This window comes from Myceligenerans salitolerans, from assembly GCF_017349295.1.
GTDB classification, from domain to species: domain Bacteria; phylum Actinomycetota; class Actinomycetes; order Actinomycetales; family Cellulomonadaceae; genus Myceligenerans; species Myceligenerans salitolerans.
This window is the reverse complement of the sequence record NZ_JAFMPK010000027.1, coordinates 261,426-281,919: the sequence shown is the minus strand read 5'-3', so window position 1 is coordinate 281,919 and position 20,494 is coordinate 261,426. Positions and strand designations below refer to the sequence as shown.

Annotated in this window: 13 protein-coding genes and 1 tRNA gene; all 14 read left to right on the top strand. The window is 70.3% G+C overall.

Annotated features, from left to right (window positions below; genetic code table 11):
* Positions 1-44 precede the first annotated feature (44 nt).
* Positions 45-2,240 carry a protein kinase domain-containing protein gene (locus J0911_RS06650; RefSeq protein ID WP_207274653.1) on the top strand — a complete coding sequence of 732 codons (2,196 nt, stop codon included), beginning with the start codon at positions 45-47 and terminating at the stop codon, positions 2,238-2,240.
* A gap of 163 nt (positions 2,241-2,403) precedes the next feature.
* A tRNA-Trp gene (locus tag J0911_RS06645) sits at positions 2,404-2,479 on the top strand.
* Between the two features lie 123 nt (positions 2,480-2,602).
* Positions 2,603-2,833, top strand: a complete 231-nt coding sequence (gene secE, locus J0911_RS06640; protein WP_207274772.1) for a preprotein translocase subunit SecE — start codon at positions 2,603-2,605, stop codon at positions 2,831-2,833.
* 215 nt (positions 2,834-3,048) lie between these two features.
* A complete protein-coding gene (gene nusG, locus J0911_RS06635) occupies positions 3,049-3,861 on the top strand; it encodes a transcription termination/antitermination protein NusG (protein ID WP_207274652.1) in 813 nt (270 codons plus the stop codon).
* A 72-nt stretch (positions 3,862-3,933) separates the two neighbouring features.
* Positions 3,934-4,365: a 50S ribosomal protein L11 gene (rplK, locus tag J0911_RS06630; RefSeq protein ID WP_207274651.1), complete on the top strand. Its 432-nt coding sequence runs from the start codon at positions 3,934-3,936 to the stop codon at positions 4,363-4,365.
* A gap of 127 nt (positions 4,366-4,492) precedes the next feature.
* Positions 4,493-5,212, top strand: coding sequence for a 50S ribosomal protein L1 (rplA, locus tag J0911_RS06625; RefSeq protein WP_207274650.1), 720 nt, complete (start codon positions 4,493-4,495; stop codon positions 5,210-5,212).
* Between the two features lie 309 nt (positions 5,213-5,521).
* Entirely contained in the window at positions 5,522-6,160 is a 639-nt protein-coding gene (locus J0911_RS06620) for an RNA polymerase sigma factor (RefSeq protein WP_207274649.1), read from the top strand.
* Positions 6,151-6,702 (top strand): hypothetical protein, encoded by a 552-nt coding sequence (locus J0911_RS06615; RefSeq protein ID WP_242636342.1) that lies wholly within the window; start codon positions 6,151-6,153, stop codon positions 6,700-6,702. Before J0911_RS06620 ends, J0911_RS06615 begins: the two co-directional genes overlap by 10 nt.
* 112 nt (positions 6,703-6,814) lie before the next feature.
* Positions 6,815-8,275: a S8 family peptidase gene (locus J0911_RS06610; RefSeq protein ID WP_207274648.1), complete on the top strand. Its 1,461-nt coding sequence runs from the start codon at positions 6,815-6,817 to the stop codon at positions 8,273-8,275.
* 10 nt (positions 8,276-8,285) lie between these two features.
* Positions 8,286-10,868, top strand: coding sequence for a CHAT domain-containing protein (locus J0911_RS06605; protein ID WP_207274647.1), 2,583 nt, complete (start codon positions 8,286-8,288; stop codon positions 10,866-10,868).
* A 377-nt stretch (positions 10,869-11,245) separates the two neighbouring features.
* Positions 11,246-11,776 carry a 50S ribosomal protein L10 gene (gene rplJ, locus J0911_RS06600; protein WP_207274646.1) on the top strand — a complete coding sequence of 177 codons (531 nt, stop codon included), beginning with the start codon at positions 11,246-11,248 and terminating at the stop codon, positions 11,774-11,776.
* Between the two features lie 81 nt (positions 11,777-11,857).
* Positions 11,858-12,247, top strand: coding sequence for a 50S ribosomal protein L7/L12 (rplL, locus tag J0911_RS06595; protein WP_207274645.1), 390 nt, complete (start codon positions 11,858-11,860; stop codon positions 12,245-12,247).
* A gap of 398 nt (positions 12,248-12,645) precedes the next feature.
* Positions 12,646-16,158, top strand: coding sequence for a DNA-directed RNA polymerase subunit beta (gene rpoB, locus J0911_RS06590; protein WP_207274644.1), 3,513 nt, complete (start codon positions 12,646-12,648; stop codon positions 16,156-16,158).
* A 59-nt stretch (positions 16,159-16,217) separates the two neighbouring features.
* Positions 16,218-20,099: a DNA-directed RNA polymerase subunit beta' gene (locus tag J0911_RS06585; protein ID WP_207274643.1), complete on the top strand. Its 3,882-nt coding sequence runs from the start codon at positions 16,218-16,220 to the stop codon at positions 20,097-20,099.
* The last annotated feature ends 395 nt before the right edge of the window (positions 20,100-20,494 follow it).

Below are 20,494 nucleotides of genomic sequence, written 5' to 3'. Positions count from 1 at the left end.
TCGAGAGAGCGGCCTGGCGTCGTTCGCCGGAGCTCCCGGGAGAAATGACCAGTACACCGAAAACGCCTGGCGAGGGCGTGCCCGACGACCACGACCTCGAGCCCGGGCCCGAGCCCGCGACCGCTGGTTCCGAGGACGCGCCCGGCGCTGCGGTCCCGGAGCCCGCTGACGCCGTCCGCGCAGACGACGGCTCCGAGCCGGACGCCTCCACCGACGCCGCCGACCCTGACACCGAGGTGGCTGACTCCGACGACCCCGCCGACGCCGATGGCGATGGCGCTGCCGACGTCGACGCTGACGCCGCTGCCGACGGAGACGACGCCGACGGCGCCCGGCCCGGCGTCGTCGACACCGGCGACCCCACCGGCGCCGCCGCTGCCCGACCCGGGGCCGAGGTGCCCGAGGTCGCCGATACCGACCCCGCCGATACCGACCCCGCCAAGCACGACGGCGAGGCCGAAGGCGAGCACGACGACACCGGCGCCGCGAGCGGCCGTGGTGGCGAGGAGGATCGGGCCGAGGCGTCCGGTGGCGTCGCACCCGGACCCGACGGCGAGCCCACCCAGCCCGACCTGGACGGGATGCCGGCCGAGCCCGAGCGCCACGGCGGCCGCGTCGTCCTGGGCGGACGGTACGAGCTCGGTGACGTGCTGGGCACGGGCGCCACCTTCACGGTCTACGAGGCGCGGGAGATCGACGCGAGCGGTCCCGGCGACTCGTGGCCGCTGGTGGTCAAGGTTCTGCATCCCCACCTGGTCGACGACGAGTTCTCGCGTGCGGCCCTGCAGCGCGAGGTCACCGCGTCGGCGCAGGTCGACCATCCCGGAGTGGTCTCCGTGCTGGCGACGGGGCAGGACGACGTGGCGGGCGCCGTCGTGCCGTGGACCGTCATGCGCCGGTTCCCGGGTTCCCTGCTCTCGGACACGGCAGCGGGGGGCGGGCTGCCCTGGCAGGGCGCGCTGCACATCGTCGCCGACGTGCTGGACGGGCTCGCCGCCGTGCACGCCGCCGGGCTGGTCCACCGTGACGTCGCGCCGCGCAACGTCATGGTCGACCGGCGTGAGGACGGATCGTACGGCGTCGGCCTGCTCGACCTGGGGCTCACGGCGCCGGCCGGAGGTTCCGGGGACGGCGAGACCGTCTCCGGCTCGATCATCGGCATGTCGCCGGAACAGGCCAAGGGCCAGCCGCTCGACGCGCGCAGCGATCTCTACTCGGTCGGTGCCCTGACCTACTACGCGATCACCGGACATGCCCCGTTCGAACGCGCGGCGGCCAAGGACGTCCTACGGGCGCACGTCGAGGCGCCGGTGCCCGCGGTGTCGGCGCGCAGGCCCACGGTGCCGGCGGCGGTCGACCGGATCGTCGCCCGCGCCATGGCGAAGAACCCCGTGCGGCGCTACCCGGACGCCGGTGCGATGGCGGCCGCGGTCCGGTCCCTGCTGAAGGGGTTCGACGGTCCCGGCACGCGGGCGATCGTCGCCGCACCACCGGGCGAGCCGACCGTCGACCTCGCCCAGATCGGCAGCGACCCGACGGAGAAGCTCGACCAGGTCGGCGGGGGAACCCTCCGGGTCGGCCAGTTGTCCGACGGTGCGGGCGGCGACTCGCGCACCACCGTGGTGGGCGCCTACGTCCCGGAGACCGATGCGGCGTCGACGGAGGTGCTTCCGCCGGCCGTGTTCGACGCCGCAGGGGAGCGGCAGCCGGCCGGCTCCGGGCCGGTCGTCGCCGAGCCGGGGCCGCCTCCGCGGCGCGGACGTGTCGTCGCTCTCGTGGTGGCGACGGTGCTCATGTTCGGAGCCGGAGGGCTCGCGCTGACAAGTCTGCTGAACAGCGACTGGGCCCGGACCCCGGCCAGCGAGATCACCCGGGAGTCCTCCAAGCGGCCGAAGCCGTCGCCGTCGCCCACCGTGTCCTCCACGGACCCCACGGTGCCCTTGGTCCCGGAGACGGACCCCACGACACCGGACCCGGCGCCGTCCTCGACTCCGTCGTCGACGCCGTCGTCGACCCCGACCGGGCCCACCGAGGAGCCGAGCGAGGAACCCACGGAGGAGCCGAGCGAGGAGCCCAGCGGCGAGCCGACGGGCGAGCCCACCGGCGGTGTGTCCGAGCCGCCCGACGACTCCGCGACGACCCCGCCACCGGACGACGGGTCGGGCGGTGGTACCGGCGAGGACGGTGCGGGTGGCGGCAGCGGCGGCTCCGGCGGCGGTGCCGGGGAGGCCGGCGGCTGACGGTCTGCGGGCCGGGGCGGCGACCGGGCCGCGGGCCCGGATCGGATCGGGTTCGACCCACCGCCTCCCGTGCCGTACAGTTGTGCACCGGTGATTGGCTCGTCGCCATGCTGGAGCGCGCCCCTGGTGGGGCCGTGACCCGGTGTCGACGGGGCGGAGCCGAAGGGTAGTGGCGCAATTGGTAGCGCAGCGGTCTCCAAAACCGCAGGTTGCAGGTTCGAGTCCTGTCTACCCTGCCAGCGTCGGTCCCGCCGGGATCACGCAGAGCGGGGCCACGTGAGTGGCGCCGGGCCAGAACGTCCCGCCCCCGTGGCGGGGCAGATGCCACAGGAGTGGGGTTAGCAGTGAGCGACACCGAGGTGATGAAGAGCACTGCGGAACGTCCCAGCGAGGGTCGCCGCAACATCTTCGCGCGGATCGCACTCTTCGTGCGCCAGGTGATCGGCGAGCTCAAGAAGGTCGTCACGCCCACGCGCTCGGAGCTGCTCAACTACACCTGGGTCGTCCTGGTGTTCCTGGTCGTGGTGATGCTGTTCGTGACGGCGCTCGACTTCGGGATCGGCAAGCTCGCCTTCCTGGTCTTCGGTTCGTGACGCGAGTTCGCTGAGCCCTCGGTCCCACCGGTTCGTCGCGGGTGCCGTGTCGCACGGCACACGACGCCGGAGCGCGATCGGTCGCTCCTCACCGCGCACACTGCGCGACAATGGGAGCCGGGTGTGGTGTCGTGTTCCGAAGGCCGCATCCGAGCCACCGGGTTCGCAAGTTGTGCCGGGTCCTTCCCGGCCAGGAGAAGAAAGCAGGTTCGTACGTGTCCCAGGATTCTCTGGACCAGACGGAGAACGTCGAACTGCCCGACGCCGAGAGCGCCGAGGTGGCCGGTGACGTGACCGCGGACACCGAGAACGCCGACGCGCCTGCGGACGCTGCCGACGACGAGGCGGTTCCCGCCGAGGAGGCGGCTCCGGCGGACCAGGACGCCCCGGCCGAGGACGCCGACGAGGTCGTCGACGAGGTCGCGGAGTTCAAGAGCATGCTCCGCTCGCAGCCGGGCGACTGGTACGTCATCCATTCCTACGCGGGCTACGAGAACCGTGTGAAGGCCAACCTGGAGAACCGCATCCAGAGCCTGAACATGGAGGACTACATCTTCCAGATCGAGGTCCCCATGGAAGAGGTGGCCGAGATCAAGAACGCGCAGAAGAAGATCGTGCGCCGGGTCCGCATCCCGGGGTACGTGCTCGTGCGCATGGATCTCACCGACGAGTCGTGGGGCGCCGTGCGCCACACACCGGGTGTGACGGGCTTCGTGGGCCACACCCACCAGCCGGTGCCCCTCACGTTCGACGAGATCTACTCGATGCTCGCCCCGACCGTCGAGGCGCAGCCGGCCGCCGGGAAGCCCGCCGCCGAGTCCACCGCCTCCGGTGCGTCGGCCAAGTCCGCCGTGCACGTGGACTTCGAGGTCGGCGAGTCGGTCACCGTCACGGACGGTCCGTTCGACACGTTGCCCGCCACCATCTCCGAGATCAACGTGGAGTCGCAGAAGCTTCACGTGCTCGTTTCGATCTTCGGCCGGGAGACCCCGGTCGAGCTGGGGTTCGACCAGGTCGCCAAGATCTGATCCACCCCGTCTCCCATTGCAACCGGGTCATCGCCCACGGCGTCGGCCCACCAACAGAAAGCAGCGCAGAGCATGCCCCCCAAGAAGAAGGTCGCCGGCCTCATCAAGCTCCAGATCCAGGCCGGTGCGGCGAACCCCGCCCCGCCGATCGGCCCCGCGCTGGGTCAGCACGGTGTGAACATCATGGAGTTCTGCAAGGCCTACAACGCGGCGACCGAGTCGCAGCGCGGCAACGTGATCCCGGTGGAGATCACGGTCTACGAGGACCGCTCCTTCACCTTCATCACGAAGACGCCGCCGGCCGCGGAGCTCATCAAGAAGGCGGCGGGCGTCCAGAAGGGCTCGGGCACGCCGCACACCACCAAGGTCGCGAACCTCACGATGGACCAGGTCAAGGAGATCGCGCAGACCAAGATGCCGGATCTCAACGCGAACGACATCGACGCGGCCGCCAAGATCATCGCGGGCACCGCCCGTTCGATGGGGATCACCGTCAGCGAGTGACGCCGTCACCGGGCTCGCGGACTCCGCGATCCCGGCGTGCGAGCGAACCGGGCGCCGGCGACCGTCGTCGGACGCCACTGTGGCAGGGCCGCCAGGCCCGCTACGACCACGAAGGAAGGGCACAGAAATGGCCAAGCAGAGCAAGAAGTACCGCAGCGCGTTCGCGAAGGTCGACCGCGACCACCTCTACGCGCCGCTCGAGGCCGTCCGCCTCGCCAAGGAAACGGCGACCACCAAGTACGACTCGACCGTCGAGGTCGTGTTCCGTCTCGGTGTGGACCCGCGTCAGGCGGACCAGATGGTCCGCGGCACGGTGAACCTGCCGCACGGCACGGGTAAGACCGCCAAGGTCATCGTCTTCGCCAACGCCGCGAAGGCCGAGGAGGCCCGCGCCGCGGGTGCCGACGAGGTCGGTGGCGACGAGCTGATCGAGAAGGTCGCCGGCGGTTACACCGACTTCGACGCCGCGGTGGCCACGCCGGACCTGATGGGCAAGGTCGGCCGCCTCGGTAAGGTGCTGGGCCCCCGCGGCCTCATGCCGAACCCGAAGACCGGCACCGTGACGATGGACGTGACCAAGGCCGTGACCGACATCAAGGGCGGCAAGATCGAGTTCCGTGTCGACAAGCACGCGAACCTGCACTTCATCATCGGCAAGGTGTCCTTCCCGGACGAGCAGCTGGTGGAGAACTACGGTGCGGCGCTCGACGAGGTGCTGCGTCTCAAGCCGTCCTCCTCGAAGGGCCGCTACATCACCAAGGCGACGATGACGACGACCATGGGCCCGGGCATTCCGCTCGACCAGTCGCGCACGTCGAACCTCCTGGCGGAGGCCGCGGCCGCCTGAGCCGGAACCCGAGCCGACGACGCCGGCCCGCGCCCCTCGAGGGGACGCGGGCCGGCGTCGTTCCTGTCGTGTATCAAACTCCGTCGTCCACCCTCTCTACTGGTGAGAGCAGGAGATCTCGGGGCCGGGCGTCGTGCCCGTCCCCGGGGGACTCCGATCGTCGCTTCGTCCCAGAGGGGTGGGTGCCGGGTGCACGTTCCGGTGAGGAGGGCTCGGGCGCGTCGTGCGTGTCCGAGTGCCCCCGTATATTTGCAGGGTCCAGAACCGATACGTCTGCGCCCGCGGACGTCGAGACCCCGCATCGAGGCGATGACAAGACGCTGCGACGCTCCGTCCGCACGAGAGTCCCACGACGCTCCCGGCTCCACGCTCGGGGAGCGCGCCGCGCATGCGCTGCTCGCGTATCGGGAGGGCCGCACGGACCGACTGGACGCCGTCGTCCGCGAGGTGACACCGCTGCTGTGGGCGACGGTGCGGGCCCAGGGTGTGGGGCGTGACGAGGCGGCCGACATCGTGCAGAACACGTGGGTGCAGCTCGTGAAGCACGCGGACCGGATCGAGGAGCCTCGTGCCGTCCTGAAGTGGCTGCTCACCACGGCCCGGCGTGCGGCATGGGACGCGGCCCGCAACGAGCGGGCCGTGGCCGCACGCCGGACGGACCTGCCCGAGGACCACAGGCAGCACGCGGCACTGCACGATGCCGCGCCGCAGCCGGACGCCCAGGTCCTGACGAAGGAGCGGGACCGGATCCTGTGGAAGGCGTTCGCGACCTTGTCCGAGCGCTGTCGTGAACTGCTGCACCTGGTCGCACTCGCCGATCGGCCGGACTACCGGATGATCTCCGCCGCGGTCGGCATGCCGGTCGGGAGCATCGGGGCGACGCGTGGCCGCTGCCTGGCCAAGCTCAGGACCGAGCTGGACCGGATGGGTGGTGGCGCATGGATCTGAACGGGGACGAACTGCCGGAGGTCCGGGACGACGAGCTCACGCTCTCGCCGGCCGAGCCCCTGGACGATGCCGATCGTGCCGTCCTGACCCACCTCTCCGAGGTGGCGGGACGGCTCGATCCGATGCCCGACGACCTCGTCGAGCGATCGCTGTTCGCCGCGACGCTGGCGGGGCTGGAGGCGGAGATGATGCAGGCCGTGCACGTGTCGGAGCCACTGGCGGGAGTACGTTCGGCGACGGTGCCTGCAGACGGTGTGCCGACCGAGGCGCGGACGATCTCCTTCACGCACGGTGACCTCACGCTCATGATCCAGCTCTCGGCCGAGCGAGCGGGCCGGATCCGTGTCGACGGCTGGATCGCGGTGCCGACGCCGTCGTGCACGGTCGAACTGCACCGACCCGGCGTGGCGCCGGAGACGACGGAGGCCGACGAGGACGGGCGGTTCTCGTTCCCCGCGGTGGCATCCGGTGCCGCGAGCCTGATCGTCCGCCGCCCGCAGGCCGACGGCGGAGCGGTGAGCACACCTGTGATCGAACTGTAGTGAGGCGCCCGCGGAGAACATCGTGGCCTGGGGGGAGATCGCCCGTCGTGCGGTCCCTGGGGGAGGCCGCATCGGCGAGGCGCCCGCATCCGACGAACGAGAGGTGACCCCTGTGAGTTCTTTCCCCGAGACCCCGCGTGTACGCGACCACACCGGAGGATGGCGCCCGGTCCGCGACCTGGACCCGGAATCGGCGCACTGCCGTAGGCAGGTCCCGCTGGCGCCCACACGCTACGTCGCGGACCGCCTGATCCTCCGGACCACCCCGGGCGACGACCCGGATCCGTTGCTGGACCTGCTCCGGGAACGCGCCGCGGAACGGAGCCTGGAACTCGCGGAGGAACGCCTGGAGCGTGCCGGGTCACGCGGAGGCGCGCCGCAGCCCGGCCTCGCCGTGCACCTCGCGGGGGACGACGGCGACGTCTGGGACCTGCTGGACGACATCGCGTCCGCCGTCGATCCCGATGAGCGCAAGCGCATCGGACTCGACCACGTTCTCGTGGGGCACCGGAACGGGGGCGGGCTCCCGGTGCCGGGGGACCGGGAGCCCGCGCACCGGATCGGTCCCGCGCCGCGCCGTCTGTTCGGCGACGGCCCCGTGCCGTGGCGCACCGAGCACGGGATGCACCGTCCCGTCGTGGCGGTCGTCGACACGGGGATCGGGGAACATCCGTGGCTGGACGGAGACCGGCTGGTGATCCGTGACGCGGAGGTCGACGGACGCCCTCTCGGCACCTACACGGAGGACGAGCCGGACACCACGCCCGACGGTCTCACTCCGTTCGCCGGCCACGGCACGTTCATCGCGGGCGTCGTGCACCAGACGTGCCCGGACGCCGCGATCCTGCCCGTGCGGGCCATGTCGACGGACGGCCTGGTCCGCGAATGGGACCTCATCCGCACCATGGAACGTCTGCTGGAGTACCACCTGCGCGGACTCGCGGGCGATCCCCGTTGCGCGCCGGTGGACGTCCTCGTGCTCGCCATGGGGTTCCGCCCCGAGATCGTGGAGGACGACGACTACGAAGGCGTGCTCCGCGGCGCGCTGCGGGATCTCCGCCGCGCCGGCGTGCTCGTCGTGGTGTCGGCCGGCAACGACGGGGACGACCGCGAGATCTTCCCCGCGGCCTGGGCGCCGCACGTCCGGCGGCTCGATGACCGTGCGGAGCCGTTGGACGTCCGCGACCTGCATCCCGACTACCCGCCGATCCTGTCGGTCGCCGCGTCGAACCCGAACGGCACGCTCGCCGACTTCAGCAACGACGGCCCCTGGGTCACCTGCGTGCGGCACGGACGCGAAGTCGTCAGCACCATGCCGGTCACGGCCGACGGTCCCCTGCAACCGCAGTTCCTCGGTGGTGACCCGGTCCGCGAGTCGACCGACCCCGACGACTACACCGGGGGCTTCGCGCAGTGGAGCGGAACCTCCTTCGCGGCACCCGTCCTCGCCGGAGAACTCGCACAGCAGCTTCTCGACCAGCGGTACGGAGGCGAGGAGGGGCACCGGGTGAGGATGGCATGGCGGGCGGTGGAGGCCGTCACGGGTATGCCGGAACCTGTCGCCGCACGATGAGGCCGGGGCCATGACGGTGGACGACTCACGGCTGGAGTCGCTCGCCTCCCGGCTCAAGGAGGCGCGGGAGCTGAACAAGCGGGCGCGCTGGGCCGCCGGGGAGGCGGCGTTCCGCCGCGTGCTCGACGAGATCGAGGCGATCGACGTCGAGCGGCTCCCGGACGCGCGACGACGCGTGTGGGACGGCCTCGCCGTGCGGGGCCACCTGGGCCTCTCGAACTCGGTGCTCATGCGGACCGACTCGCTCGACGACGCCATGGAGCTGTGCTTCCAGGCCGAGAAGCTCGCCCAGGCGTCGTCGGACACGTCGCTCGCGACCTTGGTCCAGCTGCAACGCGGAGTTCTTCTGATCCGCACCGGCAGTACACGTGCCGCGCTCGACCACTTCTCCCAGGCCTGCGAGAACGCCGAGATGCTCGAGGACGAGGAACGGGCGATCCTGCTCCTGAACCGGGGCAACGCCCACAGCGAGCTCGGCATGTTCGACGCCGCCCTGCGGGACTACCAGGAGTCCTACGAGCACGCGGCACAGTCCGGCAACGTCATGTCCACCTCGTTCGCGCTGGGCAACATCGGCTATGCCCTGTACGCCATGGGAGACCTGCCCGGGGCGCTCGCGTCGATGGAGCGATCCCACGATCTGACGCCGGACCGGGACGACGGCATCCCGCTTCTGGCGCGCGCCGAGGTGCTCTTCGACAGCGGACTGCTCGAGGACGCCGAACGCCTCCTGCGGACGGCCGTCGAACAGCTCGCCACGGTGGGATGGCGGGCGGACCACGCCGAGGCCGAGTGGTTCCACGCCCGGTGCCTGCTCGGGCTCCGCCAGTACGACGCGGCTCGCCGGACGGCCCGGCGCGCGAGCCGGCGGTTCGCCGACGCCGGCAATCCGTCGATGGCGGCGCTCGCGCAGGTCCTGGAACTCGAGGCAGAGCTGGGAGCCACCCGGTTCGAGGCGCCGACCTCGGCGGTCGCCCGGCGTCGGGCGGAGTCGGCGCTGGAGGTGGCGCGAGAGGGCGACGGAACCGGCGCGTTCCTGGGCTACCACCCGGGCCACGCCGCCAGGCTCGTCGCCGCACGCTGGCTCGTGCTCGCCGGGGACATCCTCCGAGCCCGCCGGGAGTTCGACGTCGTCGGGAGGGACAGCCCCGGTACCCCGCTCACCTTCCGTATCCAGCGCCTGGTCGTGGCGGCGCAACTGGCCTTCGCCGAGCACAACCGCGCCCGGGGGCTTCGCGCGGTGCGCCAGGGGTTCCGGCTGCTCCGCGAGCACCGGTCACGGCTCGGCGCCGTCGAGTCCGTGACGGCAGCCGCCGTGCATGGGGTGGACCTCCAGCTCGTCGACGTCGGGGCGGCCCTGACGACAGGACGGCCGCACGCCTTGTTCGACGCGCTCGAACGAGGCCGCTCGACCTTCGCAGGCGCGGGCCGCGTCACACCGCCCGACGACCCGGCCGCCGCCGAACTTCTCGCCGAGGCGCGGGGCCTCCTCGGCCGCGCCCGGGAGCTGCCCGCCGACGGCGTCCACGCCGCCGAGCGCGAGGAGCTCACCCGCCGTGCCGGCTTGCTCCAGAACCAGGTGCGCGAGCGTTCCTGGTTGCACGCCGGGGACGCCGAGGTCGACCAGCCCGTCACCGCCCGCGAGACGGTGCGCGCTCTCGGCGCCGGTGCCGTGGTCGCCAACTTCGCGGTCTTCGGCGGTCGCCTGCGCGCCGTCCGGCTCGACGGCCACGGTGCCGCCCTCCTGGACCTCGGCGAACCCTCCGGCGTCGAGGAACGGGTACGCCGCGTCCGCGCCGACATCGCCGTGGCCGCCAACGAACACATCCCCCCACCCCTGCGCGCCGCGGCTCGGGCCTCTCTCGACCGGTCCCTCAAGAAGCTGGACGACGCCGTCCTGGCACCCCTGGGGGCGGACGAGGACCTGCACGTCGTGGCGCGCGAACCCCTGCTGGGCATTCCGTGGGCGGCGCTGCCGTCCCGGCGCGGGCAGCGCACGTCCGTCAACTCGCACGTGGCACGCGGCCGTCGCGACGCCCGTCCCGGTACCCGCCGTCGCCTGCTCGCCGCGTCCGGGCCCGGCGTCGCGCACGGAGCCGGCGAGGCGGACGCGGTGGGCCGGCAATGGCCGGGCGCGACGGTGCTCACCGGACGGGCCGCGACCACCGCGGCGGTCCGTGAGGCGTTCGCCACGCACGACGTCGTCCACCTCGCCGCCCACGGCCGGCACGACGCCGACAACCCCCTCTTCGCCTCGATCGAACTGGCCGACGGCCCTCTGTTCGCCCACGAGCTCGACGGGATGCGGCTGCCGGCCTCCGTGGTGGTGCTCGCGGCGTGCGAGGTCGGCGGCTCCTCGGAGGTGGTCGGGGGAGAGGTCCTGGGACTCACGTCGGTCCTGCTCCGGCTCGGCGCGCGGGCGGTCGTCGCGGCGGTGGCACCCCTGCCCGACGCCCTCGCCGCCCGGGTCATGCCCCGCTTCCACGCCCACCTCCGGGCCACCGACGACCCGGAGGCCGCGCTCGCGGCAGCCTGCGCGGAGGCGGACCAACCGGTCCCGCTGGTCTGCTTCGCCGCCCTGGAATCGCTGTGACGGTGCGGGGAGCGAGGTGCGGAGCGATGTCGTGCCGGTACGACGGCGTCGCTCCCGCGGGGCCGCACTCGCCCCGGGCGGCCGGGTGTGGTGAGGCGCACGCGGCCGCCGACCGCCGGCGTCGCGCGTCTCGTGTACTCTTGTGCGGTAACCACAGACCGCCGGTCGTCCGACGTTGCCCGGAAACGGGGAGCAGAGGGCCGAAGTCCCGCTGACACGCGGAGGCCTGCGCAGGTGAACGACGACGATCCGTGCGGCCCTCCGGCCGTATGTGTTCCGAGCCCCGTGCGCCTGCGCCGGGGCTCTTTTGTGTCGGTGGGGATCGTCCCGGGCCCCGTGCCCGAGGAAACGGCGGTACCACCACCGGAAGGATTGCCATGGCGAGGCCGGACAAGGCAGCCGCCGTCGCGGAGATCGCGGACAAGCTCCGCGAGTCCAACGCGGCCGTGCTGACCGAGTACCGCGGGCTCACCGTCGCGCAGCTCAAGGATCTGCGCCGGTCGCTCAGCGGCAACGCAACCTACGCCGTGGTGAAGAACACGCTGACGGGGATCGCGGCCAAGGAGGCCGGTGTCGAGGGTCTCGACGCCGACCTGAAGGGCCCGTCCGCCATCGCATTCGTGACCGGGGACCCGGTCGAGGCTGCGAAGGGTCTGCGTGACTTCGCCAAGGCGAACCCCGCGCTGGTCATCAAGGGCGGTGTCCTCGACGGGAACGCCCTGACCGCCGCGGAGATCACGAAGCTCGCGGACCTCGAGTCCCGCGAGGTCCTGCTGGCCAAGGTGGCCGGCGGCCTGAAGGCCACGCTGACCCGTGCGGCGTACGCGTTCACCGCCAAGCCGACCCAGGTCGCCCGCATCATCGATGCCCTGCGTCAGAAGCAGGAATCGGAGGGTGCCGCCGCGTGACCCGCGGTGGTACTGCGAACACAACCCCCTGCTTCTGGCGGGCGCACGCCCGCGAAGCGCTGAAGTGAAAGGAACGCCATCATGGCGAAGCTCAGCACCGACGAGCTCCTGTCCGCCTTCGAGGAGCTCACGCTCATCGAGCTCTCCGAGTTCGTGAAGGCCTTCGAGGAGAAGTTCGACGTCACCGCGGCCGCCCCGGCCGCCGTGGCCGTTGCCGCCCCGGTCGGCGGCGACGCCGGCGCCCCCGCCGAGGAGGAGAAGTCGGAGTTCGACGTCATCCTCACGGCGGCCGGCGACAAGAAGATCGGCGTCATCAAGGAGGTGCGCGCCCTCACGTCCCTCGGCCTGAAGGAGGCCAAGGACCTGGTGGACGGCGCTCCGAAGCCGGTCCTCGAGGGTGCCAGCAAGGAAGACGCGGAGAAGGCCAAGGCTGCCCTCGAGGGCGCCGGCGCCACCGTCGAGCTCAAGTGAGCCACGAGGTCGTGTGACCTCTGCCCGCCTCGGGCAGGTGATCGCCCGGCGCGGCCCGCGCCGTCGTCGGGTGGTCACCATGAGACACGAGGCCCGCACACCCGGACTCCCGGGAGTGCGGGCCTCGTCCCGTCTTGTCGTGTCGGTGCGGATGCGCACCAATTTCCGGATCAACCTCGATTCGGCGTGCGCGACAGGCGACGAGTAGACATACTTGAAGTGAATAGGTATGCTAGCGCTTTGCGCCCGCGTGTGCCCTCGACGCCGCCACACCGCTTCCCGAACGACCTGGTCAAACCCTTGGACGGGGTGTCCACGGACCATCGGTGAAGCCGGCCGAGCTTCCTGCCGCACCCGAGCGTACAGCGTTCACCCCGTACTGCAGGGAAGGACCCCTCTTGGCTGCCTCGCGCACCCCTTCAGCACCGTCCGCCGACGCCATCGCGAACCGTACCGCCTCCCGCCGCGTCTCCTTCGCCAAGATCCACGAACCGCTCGAAGTTCCCGACCTGCTCGGTCTGCAGACCGAGAGCTTCGACTGGCTGCTGGGTAATGCCGACTGGCAGGCCCGGGTCGAGGCAGCGAAGGCCGGTGGCCGGAACGACGTTCCCGAGGCCTCCGGTCTGGAAGAGATCTTCGAGGAGATCTCGCCGATCGAGGACTTCGGCCAGTCGATGTCCCTGTCGTTCTCCAACCACCGTTTCGAGCCGCCGAAGTACTCGGCCGACGAGTGCAAGGAGAAGGACTTCACGTTCGCCGCCCCGCTGTTCGTGACCGCGGAGTTCGTGAACTACACGACCGGTGAGATCAAGAGCCAGACCGTGTTCATGGGTGACTTCCCGCTCATGACCGAGCGCGGCACCTTCATCATCAACGGCACCGAGCGTGTCGTCGTCTCGCAGCTGGTGCGCAGCCCGGGTGTCTACTTCGAGCGTACGCCGGACAAGACCAGCGACAAGGACGTCTTCTCCGCGAAGGTGATCCCGTCGCGCGGTGCGTGGCTGGAGTTCGAGATCGACAAGCGCGACGCCGTCGGCGTCCGCGTCGACCGCAAGCGCAAGCAGCCGGTCACGGTGCTGCTCAAGGCACTCGGCCTGACCGAGGCCCAGATCCGGGAGGAGTTCGCGGACTTCCCGTCGGTGCTCGACACCCTGGAGAAGGACCACGTCCACACCGAGGACGAGGCTCTCGTCGACCTGTACCGCAAGATCCGCCCGGGCGAGCCGCCGACGGTCGAGGCCGGCCGCACGCTGCTGGAGAACTTCTACTTCAACCCCAAGCGGTACGACCTGGCGAAGGTCGGTCGCTACAAGCTGGGCAAGAAGGTCGGCACGGACGCGCCGCTGACGGAGTCGACCCTCTCCGTGAGCGACATCGTCGCGACCATCAAGTACCTCGCCGCCCTGCACGCCGACGTGGACACCATCCCCGGCACGCGCAACGGCGAGCCGGTCGACGTCCGCGTCGAGACGGACGACATCGACCACTTCGGCAACCGCCGCATCCGCGCCGTGGGTGAGCTCATCCAGAACCAGGTCCGTACGGGCCTGTCGCGGATGGAGCGTGTCGTGCGCGAGCGCATGACCACGCAGGACGTGGAGGCGATCACCCCGCAGACGCTGATCAACATCCGACCGGTCGTGGCGTCGATCCGCGAGTTCTTCGGTACCTCGCAGCTGTCGCAGTTCATGGACCAGAACAACCCGCTGGCCGGGCTGACGCACAAGCGCCGCCTGTCGGCGCTCGGCCCGGGCGGTCTCTCGCGTGACCGCGCCGGCATGGAGGTCCGTGACGTCCACCCGTCGCACTACGGCCGGATGTGCCCGATCGAGACGCCGGAAGGCCCGAACATCGGTCTGATCGGTTCGCTCGCGTCGTTCGGGCGGATCAACCCGTTCGGCTTCATCGAGACGCCGTACCGCAAGGTGGTGAACGGCCGGGTCACCGACCAGGTCGAGTACCTCACCTCCGACGACGAGGACCGCCACGTCATCGCGCAGGCGAACACGGCGCTCACCGCGGACGGCGCCTTCGAGACGGACCGTGTCCTGGTCCGTACCAAGGGCGGCGAGACGAACGACGTCCCGGCCACCGAGGTCGACTACATGGACGTCTCGCCGCGGCAGATGGTGTCGGTCGCGACCGCGCTCATCCCGTTCCTCGAGCACGACGACGCGAACCGCGCGCTCATGGGCGCGAACATGCAGCGCCAGGCGGTGCCGCTGGTCCGCTCCGAGATGCCGGTGGTCGGTACGGGCATGGAGCGTCGCGCCGCGATCGACGCGGGCGACGTCATCGTGGCGACCAAGCCCGGTGTCGTCACCGAGGTGTCCGCGGACCTGGTGCTGGTCGCGAACGACGACGGCACCACCGGTTCCTACCGCGTGCACAAGTTCATCCGGTCGAACCAGGGCACCAGCTACAACCAGCGGGTGCTCGTGGACGAGGGGCAGCGCGTCGAGGTCGGCTCGGTCCTGGCGGACGGTCCGGCCACCGACGAGGGCGAGCTCGCCCTGGGCAAGAACCTGCTCGTGGCGTTCATGTCGTGGGAGGGCCACAACTACGAGGACGCGATCATCCTGAGCCAGCGGCTCGTGGAGGACGACGTGCTCTCCTCGATCCACATCGAGGAGCACGAGGTCGACGCGCGCGACACGAAGCTCGGCCCCGAGGAGATCACGCGGGACATCCCGAACGTCTCCGAGGAGGTTTTGGGCGACCTCGACGAGCGCGGCATCGTCCGGATCGGTGCCGAGGTCGGCGCGGGCGACATCCTGGTCGGCAAGGTCACCCCCAAGGGCGAGACGGAGCTGACCCCCGAGGAGCGCCTGCTCCGCGCGATCTTCGGTGAGAAGGCGCGTGAGGTGCGCGACACCTCGCTGAAGGTGCCCCACGGCGAGTCGGGCACGGTCATCGCGGTGCGCGAGTTCAACCGGGAGGACGGCGACGAGCTGCCCGCCGGGGTGAACCAGCTGGTGCGCGTCTACATCGCGAACCGCCGCAAGATCACCGTGGGCGACAAGCTGGCGGGCCGCCACGGCAACAAGGGCGTCATCTCGAAGATCCTGCCGGTCGAGGACATGCCGTTCCTCGAGGACGGCACCCCGGTCGACGTCATCCTGAACCCGCTGGGCGTGCCCGGCCGGATGAACGTGGGTCAGGTCCTGGAGACGCACCTCGGGTGGGTCGCCAAGCAGGGCTGGGACGTCTCCGCGGCCGAGGACCCGAACGCCGCGTGGCTGGAGAACGTGCCGGAGATCGCGCGGTCGAGCAAGCCGGGCGACCCGGTCGCCACGCCGGTGTTCGACGGTCTGCAGGAGGACGCACTGCGCGGCCTCATCACGACCACCCTGCCGAACCGTGACGGGCAGCGCATGGTCGGTCTGGACGGGAAGGCACGCCTCTTCGACGGCCGCTCCGGCGAACCGTTCCCGGAGCCGATCTCGACGGGCTACATGTACATCCTGAAGCTCCACCACCTGGTGGACGACAAGATCCACGCCCGTTCGACCGGTCCGTACTCGATGATCACGCAGCAGCCGCTGGGTGGTAAGGCCCAGTTCGGTGGTCAGCGGTTCGGCGAGATGGAGGTGTGGGCCCTGGAGGCGTACGGCGCCGCCTACACGCTGCAGGAGCTGCTCACCATCAAGTCCGACGACGTCCCCGGCCGTGTCAAGGTCTACGAGGCCATCGTCAAGGGCGAGAACATCCCCGACTCGGGTATCCCGGAGTCCTTCAAGGTGCTCCTGAAGGAGATGCAGTCGCTCTGTCTGAACGTGGAGGTGCTGTCCAGCGACGGCGCCGCCATCGAGATGAAGGAGTCCGACGACGAGGTGTACCGCGCCGCGGAGGAGCTCGGGATCGACCTGTCCCGCCGGCCCAACTCGGCGTCCACCGTCGACGAGATCTGAAACCGGGCATGCCCGGAACACCAGGATTTTTCGAGAACGCTTTGAGGAAGTAGGACACCTTGCTCGACGTCAACATCTTCGACGAGCTGCGCATCGGCCTCGCCACGGCCGACAACATCCGCGCCTGGTCGCACGGCGAGGTCAAGAAGCCCGAGACCATCAACTACCGCACCCTGAAGCCGGAGAAGGACGGGCTCTTCTGCGAGAAGATCTTCGGCCCGACCCGCGACTGGGAGTGCTACTGCGGCAAGTACAAGCGCGTGCGCTTCAAGGGCATCATCTGCGAGCGCTGCGGTGTGGAGGTCACGCGCTCCAAGGTTCGCCGTGAGCGCATGGCCCACATCGAGCTGGCCGCCCCGGTCACGCACATCTGGTTCTTCAAGGGCGTGCCCTCGCGCCTGGGCTACCTGCTGGACCTCGCGCCGAAGGACCTGGAGAAGGTCATCTACTTCGCCGCGTACATGATCACCTCGGTCGACGAGGAGGCGCGCCAGGAGGACCTGCCCAACCTGCAGAACGAGATCGACCTCGAGAAGAAGGAGATCACGGACCGCAGGGACAACGAGATCAACTCCCGGGCGACCAAGCTCGAGCAGGATCTCGCCGAGCTGGAGGCCGAGGGCGCCAAGGCGGACGCGCGCCGCAAGGTCCGTGACTCGGCCGAGCGCGAGATGGCTCAGCTGCGCAAGCGTGCGGACCAGGAGCTGGACCGGCTGGAGCAGGTCTGGGACCGGTTCAAGAACCTCAAGGTCGCGGACCTCGAGGGCGACGAGCTGCTGTACCGCGCCCTGCAGGACCGCTACGGCACGTACTTCGAGGGCGCCATGGGCGCGGCCGCGATCCAGAAGCGCCTGGAGACCTTCGACCTGGAGGCCGAGGCGGAGTCGCTGAAGGAGACCATCCGCACCGGCAAGGGCCAGCGCAAGACGCGTGCCCTCAAGCGCCTCAAGGTCGTCAACGCGTTCCTCACCACGACGAACTCGCCGACGGCGATGGTGCTCGACGCCGTCCCGGTCATCCCGCCGGACCTGCGCCCGATGGTGCAGCTCGACGGTGGCCGGTTCGCGACGTCGGACCTGAACGACCTGTACCGCCGCGTGATCAACCGGAACAACCGCCTCAAGCGGCTGCTCGACCTGGGCGCGCCAGAGATCATCGTCAACAACGAGAAGCGGATGCTCCAGGAGGCCGTGGACTCGCTGTTCGACAACGGCCGTCGTGGCCGGCCCGTCACGGGCCCGGGCAACCGCCCGCTGAAGTCGATCTCCGACATGCTCAAGGGCAAGCAGGGCCGGTTCCGCCAGAACCTGCTCGGCAAGCGCGTCGACTACTCGGGCCGTTCGGTCATCGTGGTCGGTCCGCAGCTCAAGCTGCACCAGTGCGGTCTGCCCAAGCAGATGGCGCTCGAACTGTTCAAGCCGTTCGTGATGAAGCGTCTGGTCGAGCTGAACCACGCGCAGAACATCAAGTCGGCGAAGCGCATGGTCGAGCGGACTCGCCCGGTCGTGTGGGACGTGCTGGAGGAGGTCATCACCGAGCACCCGGTCCTGCTGAACCGTGCGCCGACGCTGCACCGCCTCGGTATCCAGGCGTTCGAGCCGCAGCTCGTCGAGGGCAAGGCCATCCACCTGCACCCGCTCGTGTGCGCGGCGTTCAACGCCGACTTCGACGGTGACCAGATGGCGGTCCACCTGCCCCTGAGCGCCGAGGCGCAGGCCGAGGCCCGCATCCTCATGCTCTCGAGCAACAACATCCTCAAGCCGTCGGACGGCCGCCCGGTGACCATGCCCTCGCAGGACATGATCATCGGCCTGCACCACCTGACGAGCGACCGTCCGGGCGCCGACGGCGAGGGCCGGGCGTTCGCGTCGGTGGCCGAGGCTCTCATGGCGTTCGACCGCCACGAGCTGGACATCAACGCCAAGATCCGGCTGCGCATCGACGACCTGGTCCCGCCGAAGGGCTTCGAGACCCCGGAGGGCTGGGAAGAGGGTCAGCCGATCCTGTTCGAGACGACGCTCGGCCGTTACCTGTTCAACGAGACGCTCCCCGTCGACTACCCGTACGAGAACGGTGTCGCCGACAAGAAGCGCCTCTCCGCGATCGTGAACGACCTGGCGGAGCGGTACCCGAAGGTCGAGGTCGCCGCGGCGCTGGACGCGCTGAAGGACGCCGGCTACTACTGGGCCACCCGCTCGGGCGTCACGATCGCGATCAGCGACGTGGCCGCACCGGTGGAGAAGTCCCAGATCCTCGACGAGCACGAGGCGCGCGCCCTCAAGGTGCAGCAGCAGTTCGAGCGCGGTCTTATCACCGACGACGAGCGCCGTCAGGAGCTCATCGAGCTGTGGACGCAGGCGACGGACAAGGTCGCGCAGGTCATGCGCGACAACCTGGAGTCCGACTCGCGCAACACGGTGCTGCGCATGGTGGGTTCCGGTGCGCGTGGTAACTGGATGCAGGTGCGCCAGATCGCCGGTATGCGTGGTCTCGTGGCCAACCCGAAGGGCGAGATCATCCCCCGCCCGATCAAGTCCAACTACCGCGAGGGCCTGTCCGTCCTCGAGTACTTCATCGCCACCCACGGTGCGCGAAAGGGTCTCGCGGACACGGCCCTGCGTACGGCGGACTCGGGTTACCTGACCCGTCGCCTGGTGGACGTCTCGCAGGACGTGATCATCCGTGAGGAGGACTGCGGCACCCAGCGTGGTCTCACCCACCCGGTCGCCGAGAAGCTCGACGACGGTTCGCTGATCCCGCACCCGCTGGTGGAGACGAGCGTCTACGGCCGCACGTTCGCCACCGATGTGGTCGACGCGGACGGCAACGTCGTGGCCGGCGCCGGCGAGGACTGCGGCGACGTGGCCATCGCGGCCGTCGTCGCGGCGGGCGTCGCCGACGTCAAGGTCCGCTCGGTGCTCACCTGCGAGTCGCGCGTGGGCGCCTGCGCCAAGTGCTACGGCCGCTCCCTGGCCACGGGCAAGCTCGTGGACATCGGCGAGGCCGTCGGCATCATCGCGGCGCAGTCGATCGGTGAGCCGGGTACCCAGCTCACGATGCGCACGTTCCACACCGGCGGTGTGGCGGCGGCCGAGGACATCACCCAGGGTCTGCCGCGTGTCACCGAGCTCTTCGAGGCCCGCACCCCCAAGGGTGAGGCGCCGATCGCGGAGTTCACCGGCACGGTCTCGATCGAGGACACGGAGCGGACGCGGCACATCGTCCTCAAGCCGGACGACGGCGCCGAGGAGATCAAGTACCCGGTCACCAAGCGCGCGACGCTGCTCGTGCACGACGGCGACCACGTGGCGGTCGGCACCCAGTTCGTCAAGGGCGCCGTCGACCCGAAGAAGGTGCTGCGCATCCTCGGACCGCGTGCGACGCAGAGCCACCTGGTGGAGCAGGTCCAGGAGACGTACCGTTCGCAGGGCGTGGACATCCACGACAAGCACATCGAGGTCATCGTGCGGCAGATGCTGCGCCGGGTGACCGTGCTCGACTCGGGTGACTCCGACCTCCTGCCGGGTGAGCTCGCGGAGCGCATCCGCTTCGAGGACGCGAACCGCAAGGCCGTGGCGGAGGGTGGCCAGCCGGCTGCCGGACGTCCGGAGCTGATGGGTATCACCAAGGCGTCGCTCGCCACCGACTCGTGGCTCTCGGCGGCCTCCTTCCAGGAGACCACCCGCGTGCTCACGGAGGCGGCGATGAGCGGCCGGCGTGACCCGCTGCTCGGCCTCAAGGAGAACGTCATCATCGGTAAGCTCATCCCCTCCGGCACGGGCCTGGCCCGCTACCGGAACGTGGAGGTCGAGCCGACGGAGCAGGCCAAGGCGGAGCTGTACCCGAGCTTCGGGTACGACGACATCGACTTCCCGACGCTCGGTATGGGCTCGGGCGAGGCGATCCCGCTGGAGGACCTGGACTTCGGCGACTTCCGCTGACAGGTGTCACCGTCCGACGGCGGTCGGGGCCGCGTTCTTCCGGAACGTGAACCCGGCCGCCGTCGGGCATCTGAGGTCATGGACCTCACAGTCATTTCGTTTTGACCGCCCGCGAGGCCGCGGGTAGCCTTGTTCAACGTGCCAGCGCCGTCTGGCCGCACAATTCTGCGGATCGCCTCCTCGTGATCCGGCGGGAGCGGCTGACGTGAGTGCGCAGGCATCCCGGAGAAATCTCCCGCAGGGTTCTGCGTTGCAGGTGAGATCGACCGGGCCATCGAGCCGGTGGTAGGTGGCGTTGCGGACCCGTAAGGGCCGCGGGTGCCGCGTGCGATCGGCACGCACCAGCCACAGACCAACGAAGGGCGTCGGCGGCACCCGCCGGCACCACCAGCTCG